This window comes from Pantoea sp. BR_17, from assembly GCF_041955125.1.
GTDB classification, from domain to species: Bacteria; Pseudomonadota; Gammaproteobacteria; order Enterobacterales; family Enterobacteriaceae; genus Pantoea; species Pantoea stewartii.
In genome coordinates, this window is the sequence record NZ_JAVAXT010000004.1 from 172667 (window position 1) to 199078 (window position 26412).

The 26412-nt window shown below is 53.9% G+C and carries 25 protein-coding genes and 2 tRNA genes; 15 read left to right on the forward strand and 12 right to left on the reverse strand.

Annotated features, from left to right (window positions below; translation table 11 throughout):
- Window positions 1-145 precede the first annotated feature (145 nt).
- The 3 genes from dacD (at window position 146) to tmaR (ending at window position 3055) form a co-directional block, all read left to right on the forward strand.
- A complete protein-coding gene (gene dacD, locus RAC60_RS08695) occupies window positions 146-1303 on the forward strand; it encodes a serine-type D-Ala-D-Ala carboxypeptidase DacD (RefSeq protein ID WP_172913000.1) in 1158 nt (385 codons plus the stop codon).
- 209 nt (window positions 1304-1512) lie between these two features.
- On the forward strand, window positions 1513-2568 hold the full coding sequence (locus RAC60_RS08700; RefSeq protein ID WP_033740425.1) for an FUSC family protein: 1056 nt from the start codon (window positions 1513-1515) through the stop codon (window positions 2566-2568).
- A gap of 160 nt (window positions 2569-2728) precedes the next feature.
- Window positions 2729-3055: a PTS system regulator TmaR gene (tmaR, locus tag RAC60_RS08705; RefSeq protein WP_033740422.1), complete on the forward strand. Its 327-nt coding sequence runs from the start codon at window positions 2729-2731 to the stop codon at window positions 3053-3055.
- 72 nt (window positions 3056-3127) lie between these two features.
- Here the strand turns inward: tmaR and RAC60_RS08710 are convergent, their stop codons facing one another.
- A complete protein-coding gene (locus tag RAC60_RS08710) occupies window positions 3128-4186 on the reverse strand; it encodes a LacI family DNA-binding transcriptional regulator (protein ID WP_324030366.1) in 1059 nt (352 codons plus the stop codon).
- Window positions 4187-4278: 92 nt separating this feature from the next.
- Window positions 4279-5193, reverse strand: a complete 915-nt coding sequence (locus RAC60_RS08715) for a ketopantoate reductase family protein (RefSeq protein ID WP_324030368.1) — start codon at window positions 5191-5193, stop codon at window positions 4279-4281.
- 269 nt (window positions 5194-5462) lie between these two features.
- Between RAC60_RS08715 and RAC60_RS08720 the strand changes: the two genes are divergently transcribed.
- From RAC60_RS08720 to RAC60_RS08745, 6 genes are all read left to right on the forward strand, one after another.
- Complete coding sequence (locus RAC60_RS08720) at window positions 5463-6485, forward strand: LLM class flavin-dependent oxidoreductase (RefSeq protein ID WP_054633503.1); 1023 nt, start codon at window positions 5463-5465, stop codon at window positions 6483-6485.
- Between the two features lie 460 nt (window positions 6486-6945).
- Window positions 6946-7428: a type VI secretion system tube protein Hcp gene (locus RAC60_RS08725; protein ID WP_039338087.1), complete on the forward strand. Its 483-nt coding sequence runs from the start codon at window positions 6946-6948 to the stop codon at window positions 7426-7428.
- A 31-nt stretch (window positions 7429-7459) separates the two neighbouring features.
- A complete protein-coding gene (locus RAC60_RS08730; RefSeq protein ID WP_375093367.1) occupies window positions 7460-7942 on the forward strand; it encodes an Hcp family type VI secretion system effector in 483 nt (160 codons plus the stop codon).
- A gap of 36 nt (window positions 7943-7978) precedes the next feature.
- A complete protein-coding gene (locus tag RAC60_RS08735) occupies window positions 7979-8815 on the forward strand; it encodes a hypothetical protein (protein WP_324030372.1) in 837 nt (278 codons plus the stop codon).
- A gap of 666 nt (window positions 8816-9481) precedes the next feature.
- Complete coding sequence (locus RAC60_RS08740; protein ID WP_033740409.1) at window positions 9482-9733, forward strand: SymE family type I addiction module toxin; 252 nt, start codon at window positions 9482-9484, stop codon at window positions 9731-9733.
- Between the two features lie 65 nt (window positions 9734-9798).
- Entirely contained in the window at window positions 9799-10068 is a 270-nt protein-coding gene (locus RAC60_RS08745; RefSeq protein ID WP_033740406.1) for a hypothetical protein, read from the forward strand.
- A gap of 125 nt (window positions 10069-10193) precedes the next feature.
- Here the strand turns inward: RAC60_RS08745 and RAC60_RS08750 are convergent.
- A tRNA-Asn gene (locus RAC60_RS08750) sits at window positions 10194-10269 on the reverse strand.
- A 305-nt stretch (window positions 10270-10574) separates the two neighbouring features.
- Between RAC60_RS08750 and RAC60_RS08755 the strand changes: the two genes are divergently transcribed.
- On the forward strand, window positions 10575-11696 hold the full coding sequence (locus RAC60_RS08755) for a Gfo/Idh/MocA family oxidoreductase (protein ID WP_324030373.1): 1122 nt from the start codon (window positions 10575-10577) through the stop codon (window positions 11694-11696).
- A gap of 72 nt (window positions 11697-11768) precedes the next feature.
- Here RAC60_RS08755 and RAC60_RS08760 read toward each other — a convergent pair whose 3' ends face one another.
- The 4 genes from RAC60_RS08760 to RAC60_RS08775 form a co-directional block, all read right to left on the reverse strand.
- Window positions 11769-12599, reverse strand: a complete 831-nt coding sequence (locus RAC60_RS08760; RefSeq protein WP_039338083.1) for a glycosyltransferase family 8 protein — start codon at window positions 12597-12599, stop codon at window positions 11769-11771.
- A 17-nt stretch (window positions 12600-12616) separates the two neighbouring features.
- Window positions 12617-13999, reverse strand: a complete 1383-nt coding sequence (locus RAC60_RS08765) for a D-arabinono-1,4-lactone oxidase (RefSeq protein ID WP_375093371.1) — start codon at window positions 13997-13999, stop codon at window positions 12617-12619.
- Window positions 14000-14063: 64 nt separating this feature from the next.
- Window positions 14064-14711, reverse strand: coding sequence for a TetR family transcriptional regulator (locus RAC60_RS08770; RefSeq protein ID WP_039338080.1), 648 nt, complete (start codon window positions 14709-14711; stop codon window positions 14064-14066).
- A 147-nt stretch (window positions 14712-14858) separates the two neighbouring features.
- Window positions 14859-15485 (reverse strand): LysE family translocator, encoded by a 627-nt coding sequence (locus RAC60_RS08775; protein WP_289367368.1) that lies wholly within the window; start codon window positions 15483-15485, stop codon window positions 14859-14861.
- A 261-nt stretch (window positions 15486-15746) separates the two neighbouring features.
- On the opposite strand from RAC60_RS08775, the gene RAC60_RS08780 reads away from it, so the two are divergent.
- Entirely contained in the window at window positions 15747-16217 is a 471-nt protein-coding gene (locus RAC60_RS08780) for an Lrp/AsnC family transcriptional regulator (RefSeq protein WP_324030379.1), read from the forward strand.
- A gap of 270 nt (window positions 16218-16487) precedes the next feature.
- Here RAC60_RS08780 and RAC60_RS08785 read toward each other — a convergent pair whose 3' ends face one another.
- Window positions 16488-16889 carry a hypothetical protein gene (locus RAC60_RS08785; RefSeq protein WP_324030381.1) on the reverse strand — a complete coding sequence of 134 codons (402 nt, stop codon included), beginning with the start codon at window positions 16887-16889 and terminating at the stop codon, window positions 16488-16490.
- Window positions 16890-17138: 249 nt separating this feature from the next.
- Window positions 17139-17214, reverse strand: a tRNA-Asn gene (locus tag RAC60_RS08790).
- A 203-nt stretch (window positions 17215-17417) separates the two neighbouring features.
- Here RAC60_RS08790 and RAC60_RS08795 point away from each other — a divergent pair.
- The 3 genes from RAC60_RS08795 (at window position 17418) to RAC60_RS08805 (ending at window position 20123) form a co-directional block, all read left to right on the forward strand.
- A complete protein-coding gene (locus tag RAC60_RS08795; RefSeq protein WP_152607496.1) occupies window positions 17418-17666 on the forward strand; it encodes a hypothetical protein in 249 nt (82 codons plus the stop codon).
- Between the two features lie 37 nt (window positions 17667-17703).
- Window positions 17704-18051, forward strand: coding sequence for an HNH nuclease YajD (gene yajD, locus RAC60_RS08800; protein ID WP_033740398.1), 348 nt, complete (start codon window positions 17704-17706; stop codon window positions 18049-18051).
- Window positions 18052-18323: 272 nt separating this feature from the next.
- Window positions 18324-20123, forward strand: coding sequence for a DNA/RNA non-specific endonuclease (locus RAC60_RS08805; RefSeq protein ID WP_133745348.1), 1800 nt, complete (start codon window positions 18324-18326; stop codon window positions 20121-20123).
- Window positions 20124-20425: 302 nt separating this feature from the next.
- On the opposite strand, the gene fdhA is transcribed toward RAC60_RS08805, so the two are convergent.
- Entirely contained in the window at window positions 20426-21613 is a 1188-nt protein-coding gene (gene fdhA, locus RAC60_RS08810; protein ID WP_058708382.1) for a formaldehyde dehydrogenase, glutathione-independent, read from the reverse strand.
- 581 nt (window positions 21614-22194) lie between these two features.
- Here fdhA and RAC60_RS08815 point away from each other — a divergent pair.
- Window positions 22195-23559: an MFS transporter gene (locus RAC60_RS08815; RefSeq protein ID WP_033740394.1), complete on the forward strand. Its 1365-nt coding sequence runs from the start codon at window positions 22195-22197 to the stop codon at window positions 23557-23559.
- 201 nt (window positions 23560-23760) lie between these two features.
- Here the strand turns inward: RAC60_RS08815 and RAC60_RS08820 are convergent, their stop codons facing one another.
- Together RAC60_RS08820 and RAC60_RS08825 are read right to left on the reverse strand one after the other, a co-directional pair.
- Window positions 23761-24519, reverse strand: a complete 759-nt coding sequence (locus tag RAC60_RS08820; RefSeq protein ID WP_033740392.1) for a 3'-5' exonuclease — start codon at window positions 24517-24519, stop codon at window positions 23761-23763.
- A complete protein-coding gene (locus RAC60_RS08825; RefSeq protein WP_324030387.1) occupies window positions 24519-26402 on the reverse strand; it encodes a DUF294 nucleotidyltransferase-like domain-containing protein in 1884 nt (627 codons plus the stop codon). Before RAC60_RS08825 ends, RAC60_RS08820 begins: the two co-directional genes overlap by 1 nt.
- Between the last annotated feature and the right edge of the window lie 10 nt (window positions 26403-26412).

Genomic DNA, 26412 nt, shown 5'->3' on the forward strand with positions numbered 1-26412 from the left:
TGAGTACAACTGCCAGGGCGCAGGCTGTTGAATGGTGCGCAGCAGTTCATACTTTTTTTCAATTTATTTAAACCTTATTAAGGGTTTTGCCGTAAAACGTCCCGCTGTTCATGTCCGTTTTACTTGCTCAACTAAGGATGAAGTGTTGAAAAGGCGTCTGTTAATTACCGTAACTGTTTTTTGGGCTTCGCTGGCACAGGCCGACGATATGCCATTTCCTGTGACGCCACCGGCGATTGATGCAGCCTCCTGGGTGCTGATGGACGCCACCACGGGGCAGGTGCTGACCGCGGGCAATCCCGACGAGCGCCGGAATCCCGCCAGTCTGACCAAGCTGATGACCGGCTATGTGGTCGACCGCGCGATCGACCAAAAGAAAATTACCCGCGATGACATGGTGACGGTGGGAAAAGATGCCTGGGCAGCAGGCAATCCGGTCTTTAAAGGCTCCTCACTGATGTTTCTTAAGCCCGGTGATAAGTTAAGCGTGCGTGATCTCAGCCGCGGCGTGATCATTGATTCAGGCAATGACGCCTGCGTTGCGCTGGCGGATTACGTGGCCGGTAGCCAAGACAACTTTGTTAAGTTAATGAACCACTACGTGGAGAAACTGGGGCTGACGAATACCCATTTCGAAACCGTACACGGTCTGGATGCGCCGGGGCAATATTCCAGCGCACTGGATATGGCAAAACTGTCGCGCGCCATTATTGATGGCGAGCCCGATTTCTATGCCATGTACCGTGAAAAAACCCTCACCTGGAACGGCATTACCCAGAACAACCGTAACGGCCTGCTGTGGGACAACAACCTGCACGTCGATGGCCTGAAAACGGGCCATACTGAAACGGCGGGCTTCAATATTATTGCCTCCAACATTGTGGGGCAGCACCGCCTGATTGCCGTCATCATGGGCGGGAAAAGTGCGAAAGGGCGTGAAGAGCAGGCGCGCAAGCTGCTGGTCTGGGGCCAGAATACGTTTGATACCGTACAACTGTTCCATGCCGGTAAGAAAATTGGCAGTGAACATGTCTGGTACGGTAATCCGCACCAGGTTGACGTGGGCACGGCAAACGATGTTTATCTGTCACTGCCGCGCAGCGAAATCCCGAACGTCAAAGCCAAATACGTGATCAACCGTACCGATCTGGAAGCGCCACTTAAAGCCAATGAGAATATTGGTGAAATCCAGGTGATGGACAAGGACAAGCAGATCGCCAGCTATCCGCTGGTGGCACTCACCGCCGTTAACGAGGCGGGCGTAGTGAGCCGCATCACGGACTACCTGAAACGCAAGTTCTAATCGTTACGTCCCTGCTTCGCCTTCGCGGGGCAGGGATGAACCTGCTATCGTGCGTCATGTGTTGTCGTCGTGGTGAATTTTGCTGATTTCCGGGGCAGGGTTGTTGATAATGGTCCGCTCAACGCTGTACAAGCGAAAACATTGACGGCGCGCCAGGATCGGCAGGGCGCGACGCGTAGAATCATTTTTTTACCAGCGGACAAGCGACTTTGCGCTCTGATAAACCCATCTCAAATCTGGAATTCTGGTTATATCGTCATTACCGCAGCGTGCACGGGTTACGCATCGCAGTGGCGTTTCTGTGTGCGTTTCTGCTTGTCCGCGTCACGGGCATTCCCGAAGGCACCTGGCCTTTGATTACCCTGGTTGTGGTGATGGGGCCGATCTCAACCTGGGGAAACGTCTTCCCGCGCGCCATTCAACGCATTGGCGGAACGATTGCCGGGTCAATCTCTGGTCTTATCGCCCTCAGGCTGGAGATGATTTCGCTGCCCGGCATGCTGGCATGGTGCGCAGTGATCATGTTTATCAGCGGCTATCTGACGCTGGGGAAACACCCTTACATGGCATTGCTGATTGGCATCACGCTGTGCGTGGTTGTAGGCGCGCCAATGGGGGATTTCACCGTGGCGATGTGGCGCGGTGGCGATGTCATTTTAGGATCGTTACTGGCGCTGTTATTTACGGCCATCTGGGCGCAGCGTGCGTATATTCACTGGCGTATTCAGCTGTCAGATACGCTGGCAGAAATGGCCAAAATCTACCATGCGGGGTTTTCCGCCAACCTCGTGGAAAAGCCCCGGCTGAACAAACCGCTGGGCAAACTGCTCACCAGCGTGGTGAAAATGCGTGCCCTGCTGGAGCCGTCCAGTAAAGAAACCCGCATCCCAAAATCGGTGTTTGAAGCGATACAGACGTTGAACCGTAATATGGTGTACACCATTGAGATGCAAATTAATGCCTGGTGGGCATCACGCGAAAGTCATCTGATCATGCTGAATGCTCCGACGTTACGCCGCACGCAGGAGATGACCGAAAACGCGCTGCGAACCTTATCGGTCATGGCTGTGAAGGGGGAAACCTACGACATCATCGCGGCCAATCATGAGTTAACGGAAATCGTCAAAGAGCTTAAGCAGTTGATCGCTGACGGGAGTGACCGTCTGGAAGAAGCGCCGATTTATGGCTATGTCTGGCTGAGTCTGGAGCTGGCGAAGCAACTGGAACGCATGACGGATTTGATGCGCCTGGCGCTGCGTAAATAATCACCTCAGACAATGACTTAATGCGAAACCCGGTTTTTTTGCGCTAAGATAAGAGCCAGTCCGAATTTAGCTGTGAGAATTGCCCACAAGGCTGGCTGGCCGCTAAGCTGATCGTTTTGACTCTCTCCCTGCTTTAGCAGGCTTAAAGAAAGGTGCCATCATGGAAAATGCCAAGCAATCATTTCAGGACGTACTTGAGTTTGTCCGTACGTTCCGCCGCAAGAACAAACTGCAGCGTGAAATCGTCGATAATGAGAAGAAAATTCGTGACAACCAAAAGCGTGTGCTGCTGCTGGATAACCTGAGCGAATACATCAAACCCGGCATGAGCGTTGAGGCGATTCAGGAAATCATCGCCAGCATGCGTGCTGACTATGAAGATCGCGTGGATGAGTACATCATCAAAAACGCTGACCTGTCTAAAGAGCGCCGCGAGCTGTCTAAAAAGCTCAAGACCATGGGCGTGGGCGAGACGAAAACGCCATAAGGCAACGCGTATTATCGCGGATAACCAGCCCGCTCCAGCCATCCGGTTGGGCGGGTTTTTTTGCGTCCGCGATCAGCGGGACAGCTTGCGGGCAATCTGCTGTAACTGACGGGCCAGCGCGGATAAGTCTGCGTCTTTGCTGGCCGGCGCGGCGGTGGTTTCCCGTACGACCAGTACCGGCTCCAGCGTCCGTGACGCGACCGCTTCTCCCTGCAGCGCGGCCAGCGCCTGCTCCACGCTCGTGGCACCCAGTTGCTGGAGATCCTGACGAATCGTGGTCAGCGGCGGCTGGTACCAGGCGCTTTCTGCCGTGTCATCGTAGCCGACAATGGAGATTTCAGCCGGAATCGCCACGCCATGCTGATGCAATGCCCGCATGGCACCCAGCGCCATTTCATCATTCGCTACCAGCAGCGCCTGGGGCAGCGCGTCCGGTAACTGAGACAGCATAGCCTGGTAGCCCGACTGGGCACTCCAGTCGCCGCGCAGCACACAACAGGGAGACAGACCGTGACCGGCCAGCGCCTGGCGCCAGACCGCTTCACGCTGACGGGCCGATACCGAGCGAACCGGACCATTCAGCAGGCCGATGTGCGTATGTCCGAGCGCGACGAGATGCTCAACTGCGGCCCGCGCCCCTTTTTCATTGGAGTACTGGCAATGAGACACAACGGCGTGCGGTTCAGCATCCAGAAACAGTACCGGTTTTTTGCCACACAGATGACGGATTTTTTCCGCGTCGGCGGCCTCAAGCGGCATATTAATCAGCACGGCATCAACGCGCTGCGCCATCAGTTCATTCACCGTGGCTTCGGCATCGTCCGCGCTGTCCATGGCAATGACTAAATGGTAGCCGGCTCTGGCGGCGCGCTGCTGTATTGCCGAGGCAATCTGCGCTGGGGCCATTAACGCCAGATTGCTGGTGGCCAGGCCAAGGGTCCGCGTGGCTTTACCCGCTAACTGCTGCGCAACCCGATTGGGAACGTAGTTGAGCTGTTGCATCGCCGCTTCCACTTTTTCGCGGGTACGGGGAGAAACCTGCTCAGAGCGATTAAGCACACGAGAAACGGTTTGATAGGAAACGCCCGCCAGTTGGGCAACATCATCAAGGGTCACAGAGCGGGACGTCATTCTTCCTCCAAAAGATGAGGCAGCGAGTGTAACAAATTTCCGTTACCCACGCGTCGTGCAACGGCGTGGCTGCGTGCTCATCACATCCGTGTTTAACGGTTCTGTTGATAGATCTGCAGGTTGACATTGACCGCGTTCAACAGCGGTGCAGTGATGCCATGACGGCTGGCACGTAACAGCAGGTCGCCAATGATCGGGTCGGCTTCAATCGCAAAGCCCTGGGTCAAATCACGATACATTGAGGAGGTCATCGGCGTCGACGGGTCGTTCAGCAGCGCGTAGATTTTGGCGGTCACGGCCGGGCGCGGTTGGTAGCCCTCAGCACAGATAATCTGCAGCACTTCGCTATAAATGCCCTGAAGCAACAACTCGCCGCCTGGCTGGTTCAGCACCTGTTGCGTATTCCCCCGCGCCAGGCAGCACACGGCACCGAGCGTGCTCAGCAGCAGCCATTTTTCCCATAATTCACCGATAATGTTGTCGGTAAAAACTGTGTCGACCACACTGCTGCGAAGGGCAACATCAACCTGCTGAAGCCGGGCATCATTATTACCATCCAGCGCGCCGTAACAGATCTGGTGCAGAGGCGTTAACTGCACCACATGGCCCTGGTCGTTCAGCGTGGCGTTAATTTTGCACAGCCCACCGAGCACCCTGTCGGCACCAAAGTGGGTGACCAGCGTATCAATATGCCGCATGCCATTCAGGATCGGCATGATCAGCGTGTGCGGACCGACAGCCCGCGCAATGTCCTGGATGGCCTGATCCAGACCGGTGCTTTTGACCGTGATGATGATTAAGTCGTAATGCGTGTCCAGGCTGTCGGCAGTGATCAACGTCGGATGCAGCGTTTCCTGCCCTGATGGGGTCTGCAGCACCAGGCCCGTTTGTTGTAACTGACGGAAACGGCCTTCACGGACCAGAAAGGTCACATCCTGTCCGGCCTGCATCAGCCGCGCACCAAAATAACCGCCGGTTGCACCCGCACCTACCAGTAAAATACGCATCCCTTTTCCCTCTGTTAAACGCGCCTGTCCAGATGCAGGACAGAAAGTTTAGTTATGCGTTAAAACCCATTCTGCCCGCAAGCATTATTACATTCCGCATGGGCACAGAATCGCGCATTGATCGTGTTCCATTGAGCGCGACCTATGTCAAAAATCTTGAATATAGTGCTTAAGTATATTCACTATCCCTCATTACATGGCTGGCGTAACCTTATTTCATCGATGTTTATCATGCGAAAGCACCCGTCTTTCGCCAGGAGATGTTACAGATGAAAAAGATTGGTTTTCTCTCATTTGGCCACTGGACGCCCTCGCCGCAGTCCGCCACGCGTTCTGCCCAGGATGTGTTGCTGCAATCTATCGACCTGGCCGTCGCAGCGGAAGAACTGGGCGCGGATGGGGCCTATTTTCGTGTGCACCACTTCGCCCGTCAGCTCAGCTCGCCGTTCCCGCTGCTGGCTGCGGTCGGTGCACGCACCAAAAAAATTGAAATAGGGACTGGCGTGATCGACATGCGCTATGAAAATCCGCTTTATATGGTGGAGGATGCCAGCGCTGCGGATCTGATTTCCAACGGTCGCTTACAGTTGGGACTGAGCCGTGGTTCACCCGAGCAGGTGATTGATGGCTGGCGTTACTTCGGCTACGTGCCGCAGGAAGGCGAGACGGATGCGGACATGGGCCGTCGCCATACGGAAGTGTTCCTGGATGCGCTGCGTGGCGAAGGCTTTGCTAAACCGAATCCCCAGCCAATGTTCCCCAATCCACCGGGCTTGCTGCGTCTTGAACCGCTGTCGGAAGGCTTACGTGAGCGTATCTGGTGGGGCTCGGGTTCCAACGCCACCGCAGTATGGGCAGCGAAAATGGGCATGAATCTGCAAAGCTCGACGCTGAAAGATGATGAAACCGGCGAGCCGTTCCACATCCAGCAGGCCAAACAGATTCGCGCCTACCGTGACGCCTGGAAAGCGGCAGGGCATCAACGTGAACCGCGGGTTTCCGTCAGCCGCAGTATCTTCGCGCTGGTGAATGATATGGACCGCGCTTACTTTGGTCGCAGTGGTCAGGATCAGGATTCCGTCGGTTTTCTGGATGAGAAAACCCGCGCCATTTTCGGTCGCAGTTACGCGGCTGAACCCGAAAAGCTGATCAAACTGCTGGCAGAGGATCAGGCGATTGCCGAAGCGGACACCTTGCTGCTCACCGTGCCGAATCAGTTGGGCGTGGAATATAATGCCCATGTGATTGAAGCGATTCTGAAGTATGTCGCTCCTGAATTAGGCTGGCGTTAAACGCTAACTGATTCTGTGAGAATAAGGCCCCCGCGCAGTCCGGATTGCGCGGGGTTTTTCATTCTTTTCCATCCTGATGTCCTGTCTTCTCTCCCGGTTACGTAGCAGTGAATACCGTTTTTTTATTTTAAAAAACTATTTCGTCGCGACACAATTTCTTATTAAGAATAATTCTTTCGGATTTATCTCAATAAAATCATGCGCGTTGTAAATTAATTGACATGAACTCATGTTAATTTTATTAATGAGTAAAGGGCGTAGAAAGAATCGTTGCCTGATTAACTATCCCTAATTGCTGCGTGAATAACGCAGTCATCTTTTTATTTCCACTTTATAGCGAACAGAAATGACAGGCCGGTGCTTATCCTGAATTTAAGATGGCACTGATGCTGACGAAATGTCTCAGCCTGGCGATGTGCATCGTGCTTTTTGTCCCACCCCAAACTAACCGGAAAAAAGAATGGCGATCGATATTTATTTGAAAGTTGAAGGCACCACAGGTGAATCACAGGACAGTAAACATAAAGGATGGACCGACGTACTCTCATTTGAGTGGGGGGCTTCACAACCCGGCAATATGGCTGTTGGCGGCGGTGGTGGCGCGGGGAAAGTGAGTTTTAACGATCTGCGGATCAAAGCCTTAATCGATAAATCCACGCCAGCCATTCTTAAATACTGTTCCAGCGGAAAGCATGTTTCAAAAGTTGAACTGTCGGTTTGCAAAGCTGGCGGTAGTCAGATTGAGTACACGAAAATTGTGCTGGAAGATGTTCTGGTCACCGCAACGAATTTCAACGGTATCGGGCAAAGTGACACTATTGTTGTGGACTATGCCTTTCAGGCATCTAAAGTTTCTACCAGCTATTGGGAGCAAAGCGCCAGCGGGACTAAAGGTGCGGAAAGCAAAGCCGGTTGGGATATTAAACAAAATAAAGAGAGCTGAGTTAATCTGCCCGTAAATATAAAGGTGAAAAATGGCTATTGATATATTTTTGAAGATAGACGGGATTGAAGGTGAGTCGCAAAATGCGAATCATAAAAAATGGATTGATGTACTTTCATTTGACTGGGGCGCGCAGCAGCCAGGGAATATGGCCGTTGGCGGCGGTGGGGGAGCAGGTAAAGTAAATTACCGCGATTTAACCGTTGAGGCCTTAATTGATAAGGCCACGCCTGCATTAGTGAAATATTGCGCCAGTGGTAAACATCTGCCGAAAGTTCAGCTGTCCGTTTGCAAGGCGGGTGGACAGGAAGTGGAGTATACCCGCATCACACTTGAGGATGTCCTGGTGACACAGACTGACTTCACCGGCGTCGGGCACGCGTCAACACTGGGTATGCAATATTCCTTTCAGGGCAGCAAAGTGGCACTGGAATACTGGGAACAGGCTTCTCAGGGAACGAAAGCCGCTTCTGTACAGATGGGCTGGGATATTAAACAAAATAAAGAAAACTAATGACTTCGTCGCGCGGCATCAAAAAGTGAGGGCGTTATGGCATTTCCAAAAGTGAGTCTTATTGAGGGCCTGACTACGGACCCTCGTTTTAATCCTGCGGGTTCCGCTAACTTTCTGTCCAAAGAGGTGCTTGATGAAGCGCTGATTTTAGTCAGATCGTTTGAACCAGCGGAAATCGCCCGGCTGAGTAAAACCGATACCAGCCAGATTGCTTATGCGATGTCGAATTATAAAGAAGATAATAACCGTCGTTATAAAACCTGGAACGAAGAGTCGGCTTCAGCCAGGAGGCCTGGCGGAGAAATTCGGCACCTTGACAATCGTATTGGCGGCGTCAGAGTTCAGCAGGCAAGTTCGATTGCGACAGGTGCGATATCAAGCTCTACTGGCGCTACAGGTGTGGTTTTATGGTCCGCTTACCAGGGTCTTGGAAGTATTATTGGACGGGGCTCTCTTCCTGTACTGGCGGCACTCTTTTCTGCGGCAGGCGCCTACTTCGTCAACAAAAAAACCGTTGCCGTTAATCAGATGGCTGCCCATATCAAAGCACTCGCGGATCTCTTTAATACTGCACATGAAGCCTTTGAAGACTTCAAAACAGAAGCGGAGCGTAAACGCGCTAATTTTAAACCCGACGATCAAATGCGTACGCCCCTCACCTTTGAGCAAACCGTGGCATCCCATAACGCCTGGCCCCAGGATCATGCGCGGGACATGACGCCCATCCTTCAGCAATTTATCCGCCATGAATATCAGCGTGTGGAGCTGTATGGCACAAGTGCCGAGTTTGTGAAGGTTTTTTTTAAAAACCAGGCACCCCTTTCTCTTTCACGCACGCAGTACAGTAATCTGATTAACTTAAAATTCCCGTAAGGAATGGCGAAAAGCTGTCTGAAGGCAACGCTATTCAGACGGCAAGCCCGCTTAGCGTACCGGACGGTGAATTCACGTCTTGATAAAGGTAAGCAGACTGACCACCTTACCGGTTAAAGCATACGCCGTGGATTTTGCGTTTACCGACTCACTTCTCAGATAAGTTACCCTGCGCGGATAAAGGTTATCCCGCGCTTTTCCGCCCGGGTAAACGGTATTGCTTTGCGCCTGCCAAAAGTCAGGCTTCAGGTCCCACCATTCACATCAACCATTCGCGCATACGGCGTGTCAGTTGGCGCGCCGTATGCGTTGGAGGCGCATTAACAGTCGGCCGCAGGGCCGGACGGGACAGACAGCAGAATATTGTCAACGTTATGCGAGTTAGCTTCCACGTCCTGACTTGTTGTCATCCGCTAAAATCGTTATGGTTTACAAGCGTTTGTCAGACCCGATAGCGGGACCAGCCCAGTAAGAAAACCTCCCGATATCAGCGCGTCGGCACTCTTGTAACTCATTGATGTCTTGCAGACATAAACAGTAAGCGGGCTGTCTGAAGGCGCAAACCCGGTGCTGGTGCACCAGAAGCAGATACAGCCTCATCCGGCCTGTATCGCGTCAAATGGCCTCGCGAATGATGGACTCACCTTATTGACCAGGAGCTTGCAAATGACGATGAATGCCCGATCTTCTGACGCTGCACTTACGGCGGCCTCATTTAAAACCCAGCGACATTATACAGTTGGTTATGTACCTAAATTCGGGGACACCAGCACACCTGCACTGAACATTAGTGGCAAATGGTTACGTGAATTGGGATTCGAGACGGGGACGAAGGTAAGGGCAGAGATCAGCAAAGGCTGTATCGTGTTGCAGGTCGAGACACCGGAGTCAGAAGAGAACCTTTCCCGAGCGCGTTAAGGGTTGTGTTGCTCTCACCACCGTTTATAGTTACAGAATCAACCGCCCCGTTTAAGGAGCCTGACATGCCACATTACTGTTTTTTCCAAAAGGGTAAGCAGATTGTCGTGCTGGAAAAATCGTCTACAGACAACGCTACCCAGCTCATTGCGCAGGGCTATGAAAAGCAATTTGAGGAGGTGAGTGCGTCCAGTGAGAAAAAGGCACTCGCTCGCTTTGCGGATATTCGCCGACGTAACCAGGCGGATTACGAGGACTTCCTGGCGGGGGCGGCAACGATGCCGATCATCGATGGCTTACGCGCGGTAGCGGGTTTTATCGTAGGTAAGAAGTAGCGCAGCCGGAGCAGCGCCTGCGTTAAGTTCCCTGCGCTATAACGCGACCTGGATTGTTGCGTATTTCAGGCCATTCCCAAAACAAAAAGCCCGCTCAGGTTTCCCTGAGCGGGCTTCTCTAAATCTGGCTCCTCTGACTGGACTCGAACCAGTGACATACGGATTAACAGTCCGCCGTTCTACCGACTGAACTACAGAGGAATCGTTTGAACGGGGCGCATATTATCGACGTCGTGCAGGCTTGTCAAAGCTCTTTTTCATAAAAGTGTCTGATTGCTGAAATACTCGCCAACTCTGTGCGTTGTGCCGTATCGCTAACGCTAACAAGCGGCTTCACAGGGTTTCTTATTGCGTAAACAGAAACCCAAACCGCGTAAAACATCGCATTGGACTGGACAGTAACGATTGTTCTTTATGTTCGTCACATTTATTTCATTTTTAGTTTGAAATGCTCATAAATGGAATTTAAATTTCATTTCAACTTTCGCTGTCCGCCCGGAGTCCAAATGAACAAAGTCAGAATCGGCATGATCGGCAGTGGCTACATTGGCCGCTGTCATGCGATTGCTTATGCCCAGGCCCCTGCGGTGTTTGCGTTAAAAGGGCAGATTGTCCGTGAGATGCTGGCAGAGGTGAATCCGGAACTGGCGGCAAAGCAGGCCGCCACCTTTGGGTTTGCCCGCTCAACCGGTGACTGGCGTGAGCTGGTGTGCGATCCCAATATTGATGTGGTGGATATCTGTGCGCCCAATTTTCTGCACAAAGAGATGGCGCTGGCTGCGATTGCTAACGGTAAACATGTCTATTCCGAAAAGCCACTTTCCCTGACCGTGGCGGATGCCCGGGAAATGGTGGAAGCCGCGGCAAAGGCTGGCGTGAAAACGCTGGTGGGCTTCAATTACATGAAAAACCCCACCAGTCAGCTGGCGAAAGAGATTATTGCCCGAGGCGAAATCGGCGAAGTGGTGCACTTTTATGGCACGCACAATGAGGACTATCTGGCAAAACCTGACACTCCGCTCGACTGGCACTGCCAAAAAGCGCTGGCCGGACTGGGCGCCCTGGGCGATCTGGCTGCGCATATCGTTAATATGGCGCATTATCTGGTCGGCAATATTGTGGAAGTCAGCGGCGATATGATGACGGTCATCAGGTCGCGTCCTGACCCGAAAGATCTCAGTCGTCAGTTACCGGTTGAAAACGAAGATCAGGCCAGCGCATTGCTGCGTTTCCAGAACGGGGCGCACGGCGTGATTGAAACCTCGCGCATTGCCTGCGGAGCCAAGATGGGCCTGACCTATGTGGTGACGGGCACTAAAGGCACGCTGCGCTATACACAGGAACGGATGGCAGAGCTTGAACTCTATCTGCATGATGAACCCGCAGGGCGTCAGGGCTTCAAAAGGATTCTGACCGGGCCTGCTCATCCGGATTACGCCAGTTTCTGTGTGTCAGCAGGCCACGGTATCGGCTTCAACGATCAAAAGACCGTGGAAATACGCGATCTGATTAATGGCGTCGCCGCAGGCGATCGTATGTGGCCGGATTTTGCCGAAGGTTTGCAGGTACAAAAGGTGCTGGAGGCGATTGCGCGGTCCGCCACAGAGCGGTGCTGGCAGGAAGTCTGATAGTAGTTACAGCATACTTTAATGCACAGACGGGAACCTGTGCGCCTGCGGACAGGCAGGCGCACGTTGTTATCAGCAGTCAGATGCTTTGTCCCACCACAGCTTGTCCATCGCGTAATAGCGGTCACGCTGGCTCACCGGCTGTGACAAATCCCGCTCCCAGGGCTTCGCCAGAATGTAGTGCAGGTTCTTCACCTCTTTACATTCCCACAACGTATCGTGCTGAAAACGAAGCGTTTTTAGCGCGTTATAAATATAGGAAAGGGGCAGCCATTTATCTTTAAAAGCTTCGTTGAGCAAGTCCTGTTCTGAGAAGGCATAGGCGCGCAGGTCATCAATAGCAGCAATACGCGCTTCAAGATCGTTAAAGACAGCCTCATCCGGTTCCAGCACCAGGAATCCACCGTTCAGGTAATAATCCACATGAGCCGGCGGCGTCTGCTCGCGCTCCTGCCAGGTATAGTGGCAGAACTCGGGCTCCCAACTGTCAGGATAGGACTCAATCTGATTGGGATTACAGCGGCAGGCGTGGCAGGCGGCCAGCACGAAGTCACCCAGGTCCAGTGTAAACAGTTCATCCATATTCTTTAAGATGAGCATGTCAGCATCCAGGAAGACCACGCGCCGATACTCGGTCAACTGCCAGGCGCGCAGCTTAGTCCAGACCTCGCCAAAGCGTTCAGAGGCATAATGCTGATTCAAATCATTGTCCGGATAAAGCGGATCAACCCGGCGGATAATACAGCCCTCATCCCTGAGGGCTTCACACTCGCTGTCACTGATAGCATTGGTGGCCATCACAAGCAGTGGCCAGCGTGTTTTCGTCTGTTGCAGTGATCGGTGCAGCGCTTTCACGCCCACCAGATAATCCGGTTGTGTCAGTAACGTTACCCAGGCAAACATAACATCCCTTTTTTAAATTATTCAAACAGTGCAGCGGTATAGACGTTGCTGAAGCGGTGGTGCGGATCAAGTTGTTCACGCAGGGCACGAAAGCGGTCCCAGTGTGGATAGAGATCCCGCCAGTGGTAGAGCGAGGCATCGTAATATTTACCCCAGTGCGGACGCCCACCTTCTTCGGCCAGCAGTTTCTCCACCTCGCTTAAAAAGTGCAGGCCGGCCTCAGAAAGCGATCCATCATCCGCGTAATAAACGACAAAGCCAAAGAAGCAGGTGGGCTGGTCGAAGGCGGGGCTCAGCCAGGCGGATGAGGCACCGGTGCAGCGCAGGATAATCGGATAGTGCATGTGCGGACGATTTTCGGCATACCAGCGTTTGAGCTTGCTGATGATCGCCGGCGTGCGCGCCAGCGGAACGCCAATTTCAACGTTGATCTGCGGCACGGCGATACCGCGACAGAACAGTTGGTAGATGTCGCCTGTGACATCGGTAAAGTCGCGAAAGCGAGTCACAGTGCGGAACTGTTTGCCGCCTTTACCGTGAATCTGCGTATCGCGATGCATGTGCTCCAGCGTCTGTTCGATAGTATCGTTCAGGCTGTCATCACCTTCATCGGCATGTTCTACTACTTCGCGTCCTGACTGCTCGTAACGCTGGATCTCATCGTAGCTGGCCTGATGTGCATTCCAGACGTGCATGATGTTATCGTCAACAAACCACCAGGCCTTACTGAGTGCATAATCCTCATTCCAGCGCAGCAGATCGCTTTCCAGGTTGTCCGCCGAAACCGCATTCTTGTGGCAGGTGAAGATGCGGAACGGTTGGGTGCGCAACGTCACTTCGGTCACGATGCCCAGGGTGCCGAGCGACACCAGCGCCGCCGCAAAATCGTCGTCACCGCGCGACAGCTCCCGTATGGATCCGTCACTCAGCACCAGACGGATCTGCTCGGCTTCATCCGCAATGGAGCTTTGCTGCAGACCCTGGCCGTGAGTACCGGTTGCCATCGCACCGGCCAGCGTCTGCACGGAGATCACGCCCGGCGAAGAGGCCAGCATGCGGTCCATGTCTGTCAGGGTGCTGTAGATCTGTTCGAGCGGTGTGGCGCCTGCAAACGTAACGCTGTGAGCATCGCTGCGGAGCAGGCCGGTAAAGGCGCTCAGATCCAGCAGCAGATCGTCGGGATGCACAGCCAGCATTCTGCCGGGTGAGTAGGTTTTGCCAATAACGCGCACTGTGTTGTGAGTGTCGCGCAGTAACTGCTGCAAAGCCGCCTCATTGGCAGGGCGTTTTACCTGCTGTTGTGTACCAATCGGCGCGTTTTGCGCCCAGTTCCAGAGTGTATTGTCATGAGGTTCACGCTGCGTCTGGCGAAGCGGATAAAGGCTGGCGTCTCTGCTCAAGCTGCTTTCCTTACTTAAGTGATATTGTTATTACCACTTAAGCATAGACTATCCTTTTCAGCGCTCAGGACGCGTGGCGTGAGCAACCGATGTAGCGCAGCGTTGCCGTGACGGCGAGCTGGCGATTACGACGGATGATCTCGTCTTCATTTTTGTCCCGACTAAACAGCGTATTGAAGGTGAAGCGGTTGGAGACCTGATGCACACAAATACTGCTGATCAGGCGATGGACGTCCAGTGTCTCGATCTCTTTGATGAACAGTCCCTGCTGCTGTCCCCGGCTCAGAATATCGTCCAGTAAGTCCAGCGCACTGCGGTTCAGCTGGCTCAGACGGGCAGACTGCGAGATGTAGCGGCCGCGAGACAGGTTCTCCATACAGATCAGACGCACAAAATCCGGGTGGGAAACATGGTAATCGAAGCTGGCTTCAACCAGTTTTATGATGGCCTGCTCAGGGGCGAGCGAGGCCAGATTCAGGCCAGTTTCATGCTCCCTGATCTGCTGGTAAACCTGTTCCAGCGCATCGATATAGAGCTGTTCCTTATTGCCAAAATGGTAAACCACCATTCGTTTAGTCGTCTGGGCATTTTCAGCAATTTGCTCAAGACGGGCGCCTTGCATACCAAACTCAGCAAAGGTCGTCAGTGCGCTCGCAAGAATGCGCTTTTTAAGTCCTTCAGGATCATTTTTGCGTTTCGTAGTGTCTGACATAGTGCTCAACAGGGCGCCTGGTAACGAGAAGGTAAGGGCAAGATGTTACCACAGCGGATCAGGGCTGTTACTTATACCGAGAGCAAATGAAGATTAATCAGTCTGTTCTGACGTCGCACGGGAGGCCGTGTCACCTCGGTCACGGCATTAAAGCGTTTTCAGTATCATACCGATGGCGGCCAGCAGCATGATAACGCCGACCGATTTAAACATGATGCGCTGTGCACGTTGGCTGGTCAGTAATGCGCGAACGCTTACTGCCGCCAGAATAAACATGGCCCCGACCATCAGCAGTACCGCTGCGGTAACGGGCACCAGTCTGGCTGCCCAGAATGTTAAGGATATGCTCTCCAGCGATATCACAAGCGGTAATATGGCCAGATAAAACGCGATTGTTTTCGGGTTGCCCAGTGTGATGGTCAGGCCTGACAGCCAGGCAGAAGTCAGTTGCTTGTGCGTCACCTTTTGGTCCAGCGTGATGGAATGCGGCTGATAAGACCAGAACTGCCAGGCCAGAAAAGCTAAATAGAGCGCCGCAGCCCAGTTAATCAGTGTAAACAGTCCGGTATAGGTATGAGCGACAACGGCCAGGCCAAATACGGCGAGCGTCAAATAAAATAAATCGCCCATTATCACGCCTGCAAGCGCAGCAAAACCCGCCAGAGAGCCCCCGTTAAGGGTACGGGCCACGATCGCTGTCATGCCCGGGCCGGGAATGGCCGCGGCCAGACCCAGCGCCAGTATATAAGGCAGTAATTCTGTTATCGCAGGCATCGTCTTTCCTTCATAAATGTTATGTCGGGATAAAATCCAGACAGGCTGGCCATGAAAAGCGGCACGACGAAGACAACCCGGACTCGTCTGCCGCCTTAATCTGCCCTGTCCGGCCATTTCTTTTGATCTGCACCTTGTACAGCACCTGAAAACAGTATGTCCTGGCGAGACAGAAATAGGCTGTCTCAATCACATTCATTTATCGTATTCTTTGCAAGAATTAACCTCATAAACGAAATGTAGCGAAAGGAATTGACCGGTATGCTGCTTGATAAGACAGAAATGAAAATCCTGCGTGTTTTACAGGACGATGCCCGTATTACTAATCAGGAACTGGCTGACAAGATTGGTATGTCTGCCTCACCGTGCTGGCGTAAAGTGCGCAGGCTGGAAGAGCAGGGCGTCATTCAGGGGTACCGGGCTGTACTGGACCGCAAAAAAATCGGCGCCGGGGTCATGGTGTTTATTCGTGTGGTTATTGATTGCCACAGCGAGGATGAGGCAAAAAAATTCGAGCAACAGGTCACGGCGCTGGATGATGTGGTGGCCTGCTACAGTATCGGTGGTGATGCCGATTTCCTGCTACAGGTTGTGGCGAGCGATCTGGAAACTTATGCGGAGTTCGCCATGTCTGTAGTACGCAGATTGCCGCGCATTAAAGAGATGCAAAGTATGTTTGTGCTTAAAGAGATCAAACCGCTGACCGCTTATCCGGTTAAAAATACACGCTGATATGACTGGCTGAATCTTATGCAGCATCTGTGATGCAGCCGGACTCAGCCGCGTTGAACGTAGCGTTGACGCGACAGTTATAAAGAACAGGAAATGACGGAAAAGCCGGGATGCCATAAAAGGCTTTTTGAAGTTTCTGGCGTGGGCAGAGCTAATATCAGGCAACACAATGGGCATTCATTCCGCGAAACTCTGCGCCTTTATCGCTGTGATTTGAAAAACACGCCATTGACCATGGCGTGTTAATGGTTCAGAAAACTGAATGCTGTTTTAAGGTGCCCGCCCGATTTTTTTCGTGCCTTTCGTGTAGTAAAGATTGTGGTATTGACCATTTGAATAAATCACCACGAATCTGCGCGCGCCGACATAAGCGCCAAAACTGTTTTTTGCATTAATCACGCCGGGGATGACCCAGCCAAACATCAATTCTTCTTTATCTTCGGGCACATTCATTACCCAGGTATATCCTTTAAAAGGTTTAAAAAAACGATAATGCGCGCTGTAAGGATCTTTCAGATGATAATAAAACGTATTTTTGACATCCGTTTTATAAGTGTCTGGCAGCGTACCGTAACTGGCAAGCTGCACTTGTAGTGGATCGGGTTCATGAGAACGGGCTACACATCCTGTCAATATCATCGTTAAAGCAAAATACAGCACACGCTTTCTCATTAATCGCCTCAAGGGTTAATATTTTTGTTATAAGGCGAAACACTAGCACCCGGCGTATATTTCGGTCTATAAACCGTTGATAAACGAGTGTTTTATATTAGCGAACAGCGAGTGAATGGTTTAATACTGGAGAGCGAAGCGGTTTATCTTGACAACCCGGTGTTGACTGAAACGACTGTTCGGGCGCAGAGAGAGTTTAAGAGACTAACAAAAACCCGCTCCTGTTTCCCTGAGCGGGTTTTTCTAATCTGGCTCCTCTGACTGGACTCGAACCAGTGACATACGGATTAACAGTCCGCCGTTCTACCGACTGAACTACAGAGGAATCGTGCTACAGGGCGCATAGTAATGGACTGATCTTACTGAGTCAAAGCGGTTTTCGCGCCGGACAGTCTGTTTGCTGAAGGATTCAGCATTCTGGTTGTTTCAAGCGCAACTTTGCGCATTCCTGCTCTTCTTCATCCATAAAATGGTTTTATCACAGCACCCATGCCGGACAGGTGAGTGCGACCCGCATCATTGATGCCTATGCAACAAAGTAAACGGATTAGCCTGACCATCCTGTTCCAGGCGGCCCAGGATGGCAAAGCCCAGCTTTTGATAAACGTGCATAGCCTGCTTTTGTTCATACACGTCGAGTGCATTCGCGCCACAGGTTTCCACAGCATATCGGTAAGCGATAGCGTGCTACGTCTTCCTTACCACAGCCACAAACGCACCGCAGAAGGCTGGCGTTGCGCCATCCACGGACGTAGTATGCAGCATTCGTCCCTGTAGCTTGTCTCAAACACTCTTTATCACAGGTAATATCGTCATGGCGTTGATTCCAAAAAACTACTCACGGCTTGAAAGTGGCTACCGTGAGAAAGCCCTGAAAATCTATCCATGGGTTTGTGGGCGCTGTTCGCGCGAGTTTGTCTATTCCAACCTGCGTGAATTAACGGTTCATCATATTGATCACGACCACACCAATAACCCGGAAGATGGCAGTAACTGGGAATTGCTGTGCCTGTACTGCCACGATCACGAACACTCGAAGTATACGGAAGCTGACCAGTATGGCACCCGGGTTGTGGCGGGTGAGGACGCGCAAAAAGACGTGGGCGAAGCCACCTATAATCCCTTTGCGGATTTAAAGGCAATGCTGGATAAGAAAAAGTAAGACTGAAGGCCCGGACGTGACCTTTGCGTTCGCGCCTGACAGCGGCCAGACGTGCATCCGTTTTTATGCGCCTGCTATCCACTCCCTCTCTGACTGTTCGCCGCTTATCCCCCAGGGGCAAAGCCCTTCCGCACGAGGCTGAATCAACAGCCTGGTGATGTCGTTCGCCTCTCAGTGCAAAAGTGCAGTATGCCCGTTGATATGCTCACCTGCCGCGTACTCCGTTTTAAACAGCTATGGTTAAAGGGGCACCGTCGACCATGGAGAAGTGAATGAACGAGCAACTGCAAGCACAGATTGCCGCAAGGCTGGCGTTGACAGCCGGACAGCGGCAACAGACGCGCACGGCGCTGAGTCAGGGTCTGCCAGCGGAACCTGATTCACGACGCGCACAGCGTTATGCCTTTCAGCAACGCGCCAGACAACAGGTCATCATCGGCACGAATGATTTGCTGCCCGTCTCTTTTTTGCAGCAGGGGCTGAGCGCCGCCAGGGCGGTGGCACTGGTCAGGGAAGATGGCGTACCCAAAGGCAGTGGGTTTTTAACCTGGGGCAACCTGTTTGTCACGAATCACCATTTGTTACCTGAACCGCCTGAAAAAGGCCGTATTACGCTTCAGTTTGGCTACCGCCAGGGGGAAGCGGGTGAGATGATTCAGGGACGTCTTTTCAGTGTGGATGCGGAACGCTTCTGGCTCACCAGCCCGACCGAAGCATTGGACTGCACGCTGATCGCGTTAGGCGACGCGCTTGACGACAGTGGCGAGCAACCGCTGCCGCTGGCGCTCAATGACCGCAACGATAAACATGCGTTGGGCATCCACCTTAATCTTATCCACCATCCCGGCGGTGCGCCGCAGCAGGTCTCGCTGCGCAATAATGCACTGTTAGCCCGTCATGAAGAGTTTTTGCACTACGAAGCCGACAGCGAAGGTGGCTCGTCGGGCGCACCCGTTTTCAATGACAGCTGGCAGCTGGTGGCGCTTCATCACGGCGGCGTGGAAGAGAACGGAAAATGGGTCAATGAAGGCATCCGCATCAGCGCGCTTACCGACTGGCTTAAAGGCGCGCTGCCGACGTTACCTGAAGCCTGGCAATCGTCGCTGATGCAGGCGCTCAAGGCTGAGCCTGCAGCGGAACAGGTGTTGCCCAGTGCCGCTGCACCCGATGAAAATTACGCTAATCGCGACGGTTATCAGGCGGGCTTTCTGTCGGGCACGCATGTTGATGTCGCCGGCATTATCGCGCCACGCGCCAGTGAAGTCGCACCGCTGCGTAATGGGCGCAGCGGTGCAGAAGCCACGCTGGATTATGAGCACTTCTCGCTGATCATGAGCGCAGGGCGGAAGCTGGCCTTTTTCACAGCCACCAATATTGATGGTGCGCGCTACATCAATATTGACCGCGGCAGTGGACAACCTTCGCTGCTCCCTGAAGGCGACCGCTGGTATGAAGACAGCCGTATCGACAGTCGCTATATCACCGGCCAGGCGTTCTATAGTGAATTCAGCCGCTGGTTTGATCGGGGCCATCTCACCCGCCGTAGCGATCCTACCTGGGGCACTGCGGCCGAAGCAGTGCGCGCCAATAAAGACACGTTTCATTTTACCAACTGTTCACCGCAGCATTTTCGCTTTAACCAGAGTGTGCAGTACTGGCAAGGTGTTGAGCGCTACATCCTGGAATATGGTGTGTTAAAAACCAAACAGCAGATTAGCGTGCTGACCGGACCGGTACTTAACGATCAGCACCGGCAATACGGGAACTTACAGGTGCCGCTGATGTTCTGGAAAGTGGTACTGCGCATCGGGCCGCAGGGCACGCCGCAGGCCACCGCACTGCTGGTCAGTCAGGATAAGTTGCTGGACGAGCCGCGCCGCGTACTGCCGCTTCAGCAGCCGGAAGCGGTCCCGCAGGTGGACGAATACCGCGTTTCGATTCGTTCACTGGAAACACTCACCGGGCTTGATTTCAGCGCGTTCCGCGACTGGGACAGCTGGCAACCCGATCCCAGCCTGCTGGCCGATCCTGTGCAGGCAAAGCTGATTATGAGCTGGTCTGAGGTGTTATAAAGGGACGGCGGCAATCGGCTGAATGTAAGGGACATCACACTGCCCGTTCTGGTGTTCCGAACGGGCAGGATTCGCATATTGTCGGCACTGACGTATCGGCCGGCACCGGGTTGGCAGGCTTGCCCGCCAGCAACGCCCTGAGCAGTATGCCAGCCTGAGATTCAGCCGGACGATCGCTGCATGTGTTCGCGGTTCGCCCTGTCTAAACCATGACATTAACCCGACGGGTTAACCGCGCCACTGGCGGAAAGAAGACAGTAAGCCGATGCCGCGACCTGTCCCGGCATCGGGGCAGACAAGGCCTACGCCAGCAAACCGTGTGGATCCAGGACATATTTGGCGGCCACGCCGGCATCAAAGCTGGCATAACCCTCGGCCGCCTGTTCAAGGGGCAGCACTTTGGCGTTCACAATTTTCGCGATGGGTAACCGGTCATGCAAAATTGCATTCATGAGCTGGCGGTTATATCGCAGCACTGGCGTTTGTCCGGTGTGCAGGGTTTGCGCCTTTGACCAGCCCAGGCCAAACTTCAGGCTCAGGGATCCTTCACGGGCTGCCTGCTCCTGAGCGCCCGGATCGTCTGTTACATACAGTCCCGGAATACCAATCTTACCGGCCACCCGGGTGACAGCCATCATGCTGTTCAGGACAATAGCCGGCTGCTCTTTACCCGAATGGCCCCGCGCTTCAAAGCCGACCGCATCAATCGCCGAGTCGACTTCCGGCACACCTATGATATCCGCGATCATTTCACCCAGGCGATCGTGTTTGCTCAGGTCGACGGGCACAAAGCCCATTTTTTCTGCATGCGCCAGGCGATCCTGATTGAAGTCACCAACCATCACGACCGCTGAACCCAGAATTTGCGCTGAGGCTGCCGCGGCCAGGCCAACCGGGCCCGCGCCCGCGACATAGGTCATCGAACCGACGCCCACGCCCGCCGTGACCGCACCATGAAAGCCAGTCGGCAGAATGTCTGACAGCATGGTCAGATCCAGAATTTTTGCCAGCGCCTGATCCCGGTCAGGAAACTTCAACAGGTTAAAATCGGCATACGGCACCATGACATATTTTGCCTGTCCGCCAACCCAGCCGCCCATATCGACATAGCCGAATGCGCCGCCAGCGCGTGCCGGATTAACCGTCAGGCACACGCCGGTATCCAGTTCCCGGCAGCAGCGACAACGTCCGCAGGCCACGTTGAAGGGGACAGAGACAATATCTCCCACGTTAAGCATTTCAACGTCGGTGCCTTTTTCAATGATTTCGCCGGTAATTTCATGCCCCAGCACCATGCCCGCCGGTGCGGTGGTGCGTCCACGTACCATGTGCTGATCGGAGCCACAGATATTGGTTGACAGCACTTTGATGATGACCGCGTGATCGATTTTTTTACCCGCGGGGCTGACGAATTTCGGATCGGCAATATCCATCACTTCAACCTTACCGGGCCCCTGATATACCACACCTTTATTGGAAGCGTTTCCCATAGTAATGTCCTGTCTGGCTGATTAAGAGGTCTGTCTGGCAGCGCGGTATCATGCATGTAGGGTGAGGTACTTACCGGTCTGCAAAGGCAGTGTAAGCAAGTCAGTGATGGTTAAATGATCTGACAACGACATCGGGACGGGAAAAAACGCAGAATGGCGACATCAACAGAAATAATAAAAACAGATCGCCATTGTGCAATAAAGCCTGTCCGGACATCCTGTCGAAAATAAATAAAATGATTTTATTAAAAACGACCTGTAATTATCTGTCGGCGACAACGTCGCTTATTATATAGGCTTTTCCTATGCCGTTATTTCACGTCAGACAATGCTATGATAAAAATGAATTAGCTCACGCGTTTTGACTTCATTTTTTTTCAGGCGGTCAGGTTTTAATTAAGGGTTGCAATAACCCGGCATTTACGAAATAACGCGTCAGAATATCGTGCCTGAATACCCTGCGATCGTTATCGCCAGAGGATTACCGTATCGCTGACGGTTATTTCTGGCATATCGACCGCAATATATCATCAACCGCAATGGTCGCTGAGTGTTAATCATTACGTAGAAGGAACAGGACAATGAATATTGTTACGCCCGCGTCGCCCGCTACGCTCAGAAAGGTAACCGCCGCTGCCGCTATAGGTAATTTTGTCGAGTGGTTTGATTTTGCCGTTTATGGTTTCCTGGCCACGATTATTGCCCAAAACTTTTTTTCACAGGCACTTCCGCAGACCGCCTTATTACAGACGTTCCTGGTGTTTGCCGTGGCGTTTGCCTTGCGGCCATTAGGTGGGGTGATATTCGGTATGCTGGGGGATAAATATGGGCGTAAACGTATCTTATCGTTGACGGTACTCATGATGGCGGGCGCGACCACGCTGATTGGCCTGCTTCCGACCGACAGGCATCTGGGGATCATGGCCCCGATTCTGCTGACGCTGGCCCGCTGTATTCAGGGATTTTCGGCAGGAGGGGAATATGCCGGAGCCTGCGCCTATGTGATGGAGCATTCACCGCCACGTAAACGCGCCTGGTACGGAAGCTTTATCACGGTCTCGACGTTTTCTGCTTTCGCGGCTGCGGCAGTTATCACTTTTCTGTCAGACGCCGCGCTGGGCCAGGATCAGATGCGCGCGTGGGGCTGGCGTATTCCTTTTCTGATTGCGGCCCCGCTGGGGCTGGTGGGGATTTATCTACGCATTCGTATGGAAGAGACGCCTGCTTTCCGGGCTGCACGTCGCGAAGAGGCGGGAACACATGCGGCACTTGCTGACACGTTACGCCAGCAGACAGGAAACATCCTGCGGCTGGGGGCCTTTATCGCCTTAACCGCGCTGACGTTTTATATGTTTACCACCTACTTCTCGACCTTTCTCCAGTTGCAGGGCCACTTCAGTCGGGCCTCGGCCTTGCTGGTCTCCTTCCTCGCGCTGCTGTTTGCGGCGGGGCTCTGTCCGGTAGCGGGAGCGCTTTGTGACGGGATAGGCAGAAGAAAGACAGTGGCTGTCACGGGCGGATGGGTGATCGTAAGTGTCTTACCGGCCTGGTGGCTGGCCAGTTCGGGCCCGCTCTGGGCCGCCATCCTCGGGGATATGCTGTTAGCGACGGGGGCGGTGTTTTCGGGCGTCGTGACGGCCGCGTTACTCTCCGAAGTCTTCCCCACGCGGGCACGGTATACCGCCTCTGCCATTACCTACAATCTGGCCTATACGCTTTTCGGCGGCACCGCACCGCTGGTGGCAACCTGGCTCATTGACTACACAGGCAATACGCTGTCACCGGCCTTTTATCTTGTTGCGGTCGCGGTGCTGGCGCTGGCGGGCGGACTGAGCTTGCCCGAAACCTCACGTATTTCTTTGCAGGATGACGCCGCACATCCGCATTCGCGGCAACAGGGTGCGGTAAAGCACGTGGGGACGGTCGCCCGCAAGGAGCCGGTGTGAGGCATAACACCAACCGGGCACCCGCCCGGGTTAACTTCTGATGGCCTCGCTGGCGGCGCATAAAACTGCGACATAAGCATTCCTCCGCATAACGAGGGCCGGCATCGGCGCGAAGTAGGCCACGGACTGTGCAGCATCGCAGGGGAAGTGCTTATCACCCATTGCGGTGTCAACACGTCAGAGAAAGCGTGACCCGACGGGTCACCCAAGATCGCCAAGCAACGTGCTGGCTGAGAAATGATGCGCAATCTGCGCCTGTAACAGTTCGGCGCAGCCCAGCGCATCGGTCAGCGCGTTGTGGGCCGGATAGTGCGGCAGATGATAACGGGCCCGACAGTCAGACAGGCGCAACGACAGTCGGGGGCGCGGTCGCCACCATTTCTGTCGCCAGCCGTTTTGCCGCTGTGCCGCAATAACGCGCGCCTCCAGCGCCAGCGTATCGATACAGGGGAACACAATGCCTTCGCCAATGCGCTTTTTAAATGCTGCATCCAGAAAAGGCTGTTCGATCCCTTTGTGATGGACCACCATCACGTTTCCCGCCATCATTGCCAGCAGCCTGAGCAGCACAGCATTCAGGTCCGGGGCGCGGGCAATTGCGGAATGTGTGATGCCGTGAATAACCACCGACTCTGTTCGCAGGTCGGCACGCGGATTCAGTATCCAGTGCTGGCTGCCCTGGATACGGATGCGCGACAGGCTCATCGGCAGTAAACCGATACTGACAATATCATCATGCTGAGGATTCAGGCCGGTGGTTTCAAAATCCATCGCCAGTAAGGGAACGTCGGACAACGGTGTATCGGGTGACGGCATGCCAGACAAGTAGTAGTTTTTCAGCGCGGCATGGCGCGTTTCCCTGGCCCGTCTGGCGAGGACGGCGGGCCAGTCCTGCGGCAGCACGCTGTCCTGGCGGGCGCGAACACACGGCGACAGCAATGCTTTATTGATATGCAGCATTAAACGCTCCGCCCTGGCTGATAGCGATATTTTAAAAATTTTTGCGCATTGCTGAGGATCTGAAAGGCATCCTTCAGATTCTTGCGCTCAAAGTCAGACAGATTAAGCGGTTCAATCCGGTTGTCCGGTTCCTGGCCGTTCTCCACATCCTGCGCCTGGTGGCGGATGCGCACCATCGAAATAAACTCCAGCGCATCCCGCAGATCCTGACCGCGTCCGTGGGGCAAAATGTCGGCCTGCATAATCGTCTGCAGCCGATCAAAGGAGTTATGCGCCGTTGCGCCCGCCGCCAGCGCATGCACACGAATCAGATCGGCCAGCGGGGCCGTTCCGCGCCGTTTCATATCAATGGATTGCGTATGCTGGCCGGAGGGCTCCATCACAAAGTTTTTAAAGAACCCCAGCGGCGGCTTTCGCAGCAAGGCATTGCGCGCCAGACAGGCGAGAAAACGGGCGTTGTGCCGCGCTTTGTGTCTGATACGCTGGTTAAGCTGTTCTCCCCATTCCACCAGGCCCCAGACGGCGTCCAGGTCGAAGAAAATCGCGCTGTCCAGCAGCGATTGCGGTGAGGGCGAATCGATCCACTCATCAAAATAGCGTTCCCAGACGGAGAGCGGCTGACACCAGCGGCTGTTTGTCGCCATGATATTTCCCTTGCAGTAGCGATAGCCGCAGGCGTCCAGCCCGTCACTCACGCGCCGGGTCAGCGCCATAAAATAGGGCGCATGGCGCAGTGGGTCATAACGGTTATCCAGGATCAGGGCATTATCCTGATCGGTGACGAGCAGTTGCTCCTGGCGGGCCATCGAACCCAGGGTAATAAAGCAGTAGGGGACCGGCGGCGGCCCCAGTTCCGCCTCGGCCAGCGCCAGCAGGCGCTGCGTGAAACTGCGACCAATGACCGCCATGGCGCGGCCAGTCATCTGCGAGTTGGCATCTTCACGTACGATGCGGCTGAAACAGGCACGCACCTCGTTTTTCAGGGCGCTCAGTTCGTCCGGGCGCTGGCAGTGAAAAATACGGCTGACGATAAACAGGCTGTTTTGCGATTCGTAGCGGATAATGTCCGATTGTGAAATCACGCCGACAGGACAGCCGTTTTTCATCACCGGCAGATGATGAATATTGTGCTGCATCATGGTCAGCATCGCTTCAGACACCAGCTGATAATGTTCCACATGGTTCAGCGGTGCGGTCATGATCGCCTTCACCGGTGTCTCAAACCCGAGTCCACCCGCGATGACCCGCTCACGCAGGTCTTTATCCGTCACGATGCCGGTCAGCGCCGGCCTGACGGCGGGGTTAACTTCTGCCATCGGCGTCACGATCAACAGCGAGGAGACATCCTCTTTACTCATTTTCACCGCGGCGTCGCGCACCGTGGCCCGGCTGTCGAGGGTAACGGGCGGTCGGCTAATCAGCGCCTCAATGCGGGAGGCCATCAGGCCGTTAGCCTCTTCTGTGCGCGCCACGGTTTGCCGGAGACGGGTGCGGTCCTCCACTTCCACTAAATCGGCAAATTCCTCGTATTTGCGAAACAGCGCATTAAAAATCGGGGCCGGGATCAGGTAAGTCAGCGTATCTTCCAGCGCGGTCACCGGAAAGCGTACGCTGTTTTCGCGCAACAAACCAAATTCGCCAAAATAGCCCCCGGCCGTCAGTCGGTTATACAGATCGCCATTGCGTCGGTAGATTTCCACCGCGCCGCTGCGAATCACATACCAGGCATCGACAGGCTGGCCAAAGGTGAGAACAGGCGTTCCGGCTTTGAAATAGCTGACCTCAATGTGCGCGGCGATGCGCGCCAGCGCCGTGAGCGGTAAGGTGTCAAACGGCGGATAGCGCTGAATGAAGTCGATAATTTCCTGATGGGCTGACTGCACGGTGACCTCC

Coding starts and splice junctions, on each gene's coding strand:
- tmaR (WP_033740422.1), top strand. CDS start 2,729: ATGGAAAATGCCAAGCAATCATTTCAGGACGTACTTGAGTTTGTCCGT.
- RAC60_RS08815 (WP_033740394.1), top strand. CDS start 22,195: ATGAATATTGTTACGCCCGCGTCGCCCGCTACGCTCAGAAAGGTAACC.
- RAC60_RS08725 (WP_039338087.1), top strand. CDS start 6,946: ATGGCGATCGATATTTATTTGAAAGTTGAAGGCACCACAGGTGAATCA.
- fdhA (WP_058708382.1), bottom strand. CDS start 21,613: ATGGGAAACGCTTCCAATAAAGGTGTGGTATATCAGGGGCCCGGTAAG.
- RAC60_RS08715 (WP_324030368.1), bottom strand. CDS start 5,193: ATGCGTATTTTACTGGTAGGTGCGGGTGCAACCGGCGGTTATTTTGGT.
- RAC60_RS08720 (WP_054633503.1), top strand. CDS start 5,463: ATGAAAAAGATTGGTTTTCTCTCATTTGGCCACTGGACGCCCTCGCCG.
- yajD (WP_033740398.1), top strand. CDS start 17,704: ATGGCGTTGATTCCAAAAAACTACTCACGGCTTGAAAGTGGCTACCGT.
- RAC60_RS08755 (WP_324030373.1), top strand. CDS start 10,575: ATGAACAAAGTCAGAATCGGCATGATCGGCAGTGGCTACATTGGCCGC.
- RAC60_RS08775 (WP_289367368.1), bottom strand. CDS start 15,485: ATGCCTGCGATAACAGAATTACTGCCTTATATACTGGCGCTGGGTCTG.
- RAC60_RS08780 (WP_324030379.1), top strand. CDS start 15,747: ATGCTGCTTGATAAGACAGAAATGAAAATCCTGCGTGTTTTACAGGAC.
- RAC60_RS08745 (WP_033740406.1), top strand. CDS start 9,799: ATGCCACATTACTGTTTTTTCCAAAAGGGTAAGCAGATTGTCGTGCTG.
- RAC60_RS08740 (WP_033740409.1), top strand. CDS start 9,482: ATGACGATGAATGCCCGATCTTCTGACGCTGCACTTACGGCGGCCTCA.
- RAC60_RS08730 (WP_375093367.1), top strand. CDS start 7,460: ATGGCTATTGATATATTTTTGAAGATAGACGGGATTGAAGGTGAGTCG.
- RAC60_RS08710 (WP_324030366.1), bottom strand. CDS start 4,186: ATGACGTCCCGCTCTGTGACCCTTGATGATGTTGCCCAACTGGCGGGC.
- RAC60_RS08805 (WP_133745348.1), top strand. CDS start 18,324: ATGAACGAGCAACTGCAAGCACAGATTGCCGCAAGGCTGGCGTTGACA.
- RAC60_RS08760 (WP_039338083.1), bottom strand. CDS start 12,599: ATGTTTGCCTGGGTAACGTTACTGACACAACCGGATTATCTGGTGGGC.
- RAC60_RS08785 (WP_324030381.1), bottom strand. CDS start 16,889: ATGAGAAAGCGTGTGCTGTATTTTGCTTTAACGATGATATTGACAGGA.
- RAC60_RS08770 (WP_039338080.1), bottom strand. CDS start 14,711: ATGTCAGACACTACGAAACGCAAAAATGATCCTGAAGGACTTAAAAAG.
- RAC60_RS08820 (WP_033740392.1), bottom strand. CDS start 24,519: ATGCTGCATATCAATAAAGCATTGCTGTCGCCGTGTGTTCGCGCCCGC.
- RAC60_RS08795 (WP_152607496.1), top strand. CDS start 17,418: ATGCAACAAAGTAAACGGATTAGCCTGACCATCCTGTTCCAGGCGGCC.
- RAC60_RS08735 (WP_324030372.1), top strand. CDS start 7,979: ATGGCATTTCCAAAAGTGAGTCTTATTGAGGGCCTGACTACGGACCCT.